Source organism: Rhodococcus sp. R1101, from assembly GCF_000278445.1.
GTDB classification, from domain to species: domain Bacteria; phylum Actinomycetota; class Actinomycetes; order Mycobacteriales; family Mycobacteriaceae; genus Rhodococcus; species Rhodococcus gordoniae.
In genome coordinates this window covers 1-5,137 of record NZ_AJVB01000273.1, presented here as the reverse complement: position 1 = coordinate 5,137, position 5,137 = coordinate 1, and the positions used below count along the sequence as shown (strand labels likewise).

3 protein-coding genes and 1 riboswitch are annotated in these 5,137 nt (G+C 68.3%); of the genes, 1 reads left to right on the top strand and 2 read right to left on the bottom strand.

All coding sequences use genetic code 11. The features are described 5' to 3' along the window. Together cobF and cobN are read right to left on the bottom strand one after the other, a co-directional pair. The coding region (gene cobF / locus R1101_RS0115720) for a precorrin-6A synthase (deacetylating) (RefSeq protein WP_016934342.1) at positions 1–504 on the bottom strand (504 nt) is incomplete at its 3' end. After that, positions 501–4,112: a cobaltochelatase subunit CobN gene (gene cobN / locus R1101_RS0115715; RefSeq protein ID WP_016934341.1), complete on the bottom strand. Its 3,612-nt coding sequence runs from the start codon at positions 4,110–4,112 to the stop codon at positions 501–503. The genes cobN and cobF, both read right to left, overlap by 4 nt. A 53-nt stretch (positions 4,113–4,165) precedes the next feature. Continuing rightward, a riboswitch (cobalamin riboswitch) is annotated at positions 4,166–4,359 on the bottom strand. A gap of 37 nt (positions 4,360–4,396) precedes the next feature. Between cobN and R1101_RS0115710 the strand changes: the two genes are divergently transcribed. Beyond that, a partial coding sequence (locus tag R1101_RS0115710) for a cobalamin biosynthesis protein CobG (protein ID WP_026003334.1) occupies positions 4,397–5,137 on the top strand: 741 nt, incomplete at its 3' end.

Genomic DNA, 5,137 nt, shown 5'->3' with positions numbered 1-5,137 from the left:
GCGTCCGGTGGTGACGGTGATCGGCCCGCCGATGGTGTTGAGCACCAGACGATGCCGGGCCGCCAGCAGTTGCACACTGCTGACTCCGGGAACGACGTCGTAATCGAACCGCACGTTCCCTCGCCCGAGGATGCGGTCGACGACACGAATCGTGCTGTCGTACAGGCTCGGGTCTCCCCATACGAGGAATCCGACGGTTTCGTCGTCCCGAACCTGTTCGAGCAGAACGGATTCGTAGGCTGCGGCGCGGGCGGCGTGCCAGTCGCGCACCTCGTCGCCGTACCGGTCCGGATTCCGGTCGCGGGGCGGGTCGGCCACCACGATCACCCGATGCGCACCGGAGGTGTGGCGGCGCAGGATGTCCTCGCGTACCTCGACGAGATCGTCCACGCCCCGGTTCTTGTCGGCCACCAGGAAGACGTCGACGCTTTCGAGGGCGCGCACCGCCGCCACCGTGAGATCGTCCGGTCCTCCGGGTCCGATACCGATGAGCCGAACTCTCAAGCGCGGTCCTCGAGATCACCTTCGACGTCGAGATAGGCCTGCTGCAGGCTGTTCACCGTCTCGGGGTCCGGTTCGGCCCACAACCCTCGATCGGCTGCCTCGGTGAGGCGTTCGATGATGCCGCGCAACGCCCACGGATTCGCTTCGCGGAGGAACTCCTGGTTCTCCGGGTCGAGTGCATAGTTCTGTGCGAGCGATTCGTACATCCAGTCCTCGACCACGCCGGCGGTGGCGTCGTAACCGAACAGGTAGTCGACGGTGGCGGCGAGTTCGAACGCACCCTTGTAGCCGTGCCGGCGCATCGCGCCGATCCACCTCGGGTTGACGACCCGCGCCCGGAAGACCCGCGCGGTCTCCTCCGCCAGTGAGCGTGTCCGCACCGCGTCGGGTGTGGTGGAGTCGCCGATGTACGCCTTCGGGTCGGTGCCCGTCAGTGCCCGCACCGTCGCGACCATGCCGCCGTGGTACTGGAAGTAATCGTCCGAGTCGGCGATGTCGTGTTCACGGGTATCGGTGTTCTTGGCCGCCACCGCGATCCGGCGGTAGTTCGTGCGCATGTCGTCGGCGGCCGCAACTCCGTGCACACCGCGCCCGTAGGCGAATCCGCCCCACGCCGTGTAGACCTCGGCGAGATCGGCGTCGGTGCGCCAGTTGCCGGAGTCGATGAGCTGCAGGATGCCCGCACCGTACGAGCCGGGCTTCGACCCGAAGATGCGGCGCACCGCACGATCGGCGTCGCCGTGCTCGGCTTCGTCGCGCCGGGCATGCGCTCGCACATAGTTCTGTTCGTCGGGTTCGTCGAGGGCGGCGACCATGCGGATCGCGTCGTCGAGCATGCCGATGACGTGCGGGAACGCATCGCGGAAGAAACCGGAGATACGGACGGTCACGTCGATGCGCGGCCGGTCGAGTTCCTCGAGCGGAATCACGGTCAGTTCACGGACCCGGCGCGACTCGGCGTCCCATTCGGGACGCACTCCGATCAGTGCGAGTACCTCGGCGATGTCGTCGCCGGCGGTGCGCATCGCGGATGTCCCCCACACCGACAGGCCCACCGACTGCGGGTACTCCCCCGTATCGGCGAGATACCGCTCGATCAGGTTGTTCGCGAGTGCGACGCCGGTGTCGTACGCGAGCCGGCTCGGCACGGCCTTCGGGTCGACGGTGTAGAAGTTGCGGCCCGTCGGCAGCACGTTGACCAGGCCACGGAGCGGCGAGCCGGACGGTCCGGCAGGGACGTACCCGCCGTCGAGGGCGTGCAGGACGGCGTCGAGTTCGGCGGTCGTGCCCGCGAGGCGAGGCACCACCTCCTCGGCGGCGAAGGCGAGTACGCGAGCGACCTCGGTATCAGGATGGCCGAGGACGGATTCGACGATGCGCGAAGCGGACTCGGTACGCCAGTCGTCGTCCTCCATGGCCTGCACGAGCGACCGCGCAACGCCTTCGATTCCGTCGACCTCGGCCAGTGGGGCCTCGGGCTTCAGTCCGAGTGCCGTGCGCAGACCGGGCACGGCGTTGCTCTTACCGCCCCATACCTGCGCGGCACGCAGGATCGACAGCACCAGATTCACCCGCGCCTCCCCGACCGGCGCGGCGCCCAGGACGTGCAGACCGTCGCGGATCTGGGCGTCCTTGACCTCGCACAGCCAGCCGTCGACGTGCAGCAGGAAGTCGTCGAACTCGGCGTCGTGCGGGCGGTCGTCGAGCCCGAGATCGTGATCGAGTTTCGCGGCCTGGATCAGCGTCCAGATCTGAGCCCGGATCGCGGGCAGCTTGGCCGGGTCCATCGCCGCGATATTGGAGTACTCGTCGAGCAGTTGCTCCAAACGCGCGATGTCACCGTACGATTCGGCGCGCGCCATCGGCGGGATCAGGTGATCGACGATGATCGCGTGGGCACGGCGCTTCGCCTGTGCGCCTTCGCCGGGATCGTTGACGAGGAACGGATAGATCAGCGGCAGATTGCCGATGGCCGCGTCGGTCGCGCACGCCGCGGACAGGCCCGCGTTCTTCCCGGGCAACCATTCCATCGAACCGTGTTTGCCCAGGTGAACCACGGCATCGGCACCGAAGCCGTGCTCGACCCACTTGTACGCGGCGAGGTAATGATGCGACGGCGCCATGTCGGGATCGTGGTAGATCGCCACCGGGTTCTCGCCGAAACCGCGCGGCGGCTGGATCATCAGCACCACGTTGCCGGCCTGCAGGGTCGCCAGCACGATTGCCTGGTCGTCACCGCTGCCGTCGACGAACAGCGACCCGGGGGCCGGCCCCCACGTCTCGGCGATGGCGTCGGTGAGCTCGGCCGGAAGATCGCCGGTCCACGCGAGATAGTCGGACGTGGTCACGCGCACCGGGTTTCCGGCCAGCTGGTCGGCGGTGAGCCATTCCTCGTCCTGTCCACCGGCATCGATCAGGGCGTGGATGAGGGTGTTGCCGGCCTCGGTGTCGTCCGCGAGGTCCATGCCGGGAAATCCGTCGCCGAGGTCGTATCCGGCATCGCGTAGAGCGCGCAGCATGTGGATCGCCGACACCGGGGTGTCGAGACCGACGGCGTTGCCGACCCGGGAATGTTTGGTCGGGTAGGCGGACAGCATGATGGCTATCCGGCGCTGCGGCGGCGGTACGTGTCGCAGTCGTGCGTGCGCCACCGCGATACCGGCGACGCGACGGCACCGTTCCGGGTCGGTGACGTAGCGGGGCAGTCCGTCGGCGTCGAGTTCCTTGAACGAGAACGGCACCGTGATGATGCGGCCGTCGAACTCGGGGACCGCGATCTGCGTGGCCGAATCCAGCGGCGACACACCGTCGTCCGACTCCGCCCAATCCTCGCGACTCCAGGTCAGGCACAGGGCCTGCAGGATCGGGATGTCGAGCGCGGCGAGCGCCCCGACGTCCCATGCCTCGTCCTCACCCCCGGCACTCACCGTGGCGGGTTTGGTTCCACCGGCTGCCAGCACCGTCACGACGAGCGCGTCGAGGGTACCGAGTTCGGCGAGGAGATCGGTGGGTGCTCCGCGCAGCGACGCGCAGTGGATCACGACGCCGCGGGCCGTGCCGGTGGCGTCGATGGCGTCGGCGAGATCGTGCGCGAACTGGACGTTTCCGCTGGTGTGGTGGGCGCGGTAGAACAACACGCCCACGCGGGGCAACTCTTCGCCCGCCGGCCTCGCAGGCCGGTCGAGCACGCCCCATTCGGGCAGTTCGGCAGGCGGTTCGAAGCCTTCACCGCCGAGCAGCACGGTGTCGGTCAGGAAGGCGTGCAACTGATCGAGATTGGTGGGTCCGCCGTGCGCGAGATAGCGATGTGCCTCGGCCGCAACGCCGATCGGAACCGTCGAATACTCCATGAGTTCGGCGTCGGGTGTTTGTTCACCGCCCAGGACGACGACCGGCACCCCGGTTGCCAGCACGGTGTCGAGTCCGTCCCGCCAGCTGCGTGCGGAACCCAGTATCCGCACGACGACCAGGCCCGAACCGTCGAGCAGCGCGGGAAGTTCGGTGGGCACGTCGAGGCGCGACGGGTTGCCGAGCACCCAGTCGGCACCGCTCGACCGGGCCGACAGCAGGTCGGTGTCGGACGTCGACAACAAAGTCAGGCGCGTCACGACGCAACCCGAAAACACAGGCGTACAGCCATGTTCAGTCTCCAAAACCCTCGTGGACCTCACGTGCCGTGGCCGGTCTCCTGGCTGACGGGTCGTCGCTGCTGCGCCGACCTTCCCGGACCGAGATCCAGTGGCCTCCGTACCGGCGGACCGGTACGGACGAGGGCGAGCAACTATCCGCTCACAGTGGCGAGGGCCGCGCCGGTTTCTCACCGGCTTCCCGAGCACCACGGCAAACCGAGAGTAGCGCACGTTGCCGGGAAGGTGTGCAAGCATGTGCGTCCGTGGATGCTCTCCCACCCTCTCTTCCTCCCGATCGGTGTCCCGGAATCCTCCGCCCGCACGTCGCTGCGGACGGGGCGCTGGTGCGCCTGCGTGTGCCCGGAGGACAACTCCCCGACGGCGCGCTTCGGGCATTGTCCGCGGTCTCGGTTGCCTGTGCGGACGGCGACGTGCACCTGACGTCGCGTGGAAACCTGCAGATCAGAGGTATCGAACTCGACGAGTGCGGAGGCGTGCCGTCGGCCCTGTCCGAGGCTGTGACCGCGACGGGTCTGTTGCCCTCGGCGAGTCACGAACGGGTGCGCAACATCGTCGCGTCTCCCCTCACGGGGCTCTGCGGAGGACTCGCGGATGTACGTCCGCTCGTCCGTGAACTCGATGCCGGGTTGTGTGCCGATCCGGCGCTCGCCGACCTGCCGGGACGGTTCCTGTTCGGCATCGACGACGGTCGCGGGGATATCGCCGCGATGCGCTGCGATCTGACCGCAATCCTCCGCGATCCCGCCGTGTCGACGATCGTGATCGGCGACCTCCGAGGACCGACGGTGCCGCTCGCGCAGGTGCCGGCGACACTGATCCGGCTGGCCCGGCACTTCGCCGGGATCCGGGATTCGGTGTGGCATGTGCGCCAACTCCCGCGTGCCGGAGCCGAGATCGGGGGCCGGGATCCAGCGCCCCGTCCACCGGCCTGCACGATGCCGTACGGCACACTCGGCGGCGCGGTATCGGTGCTGGTCCCGCTC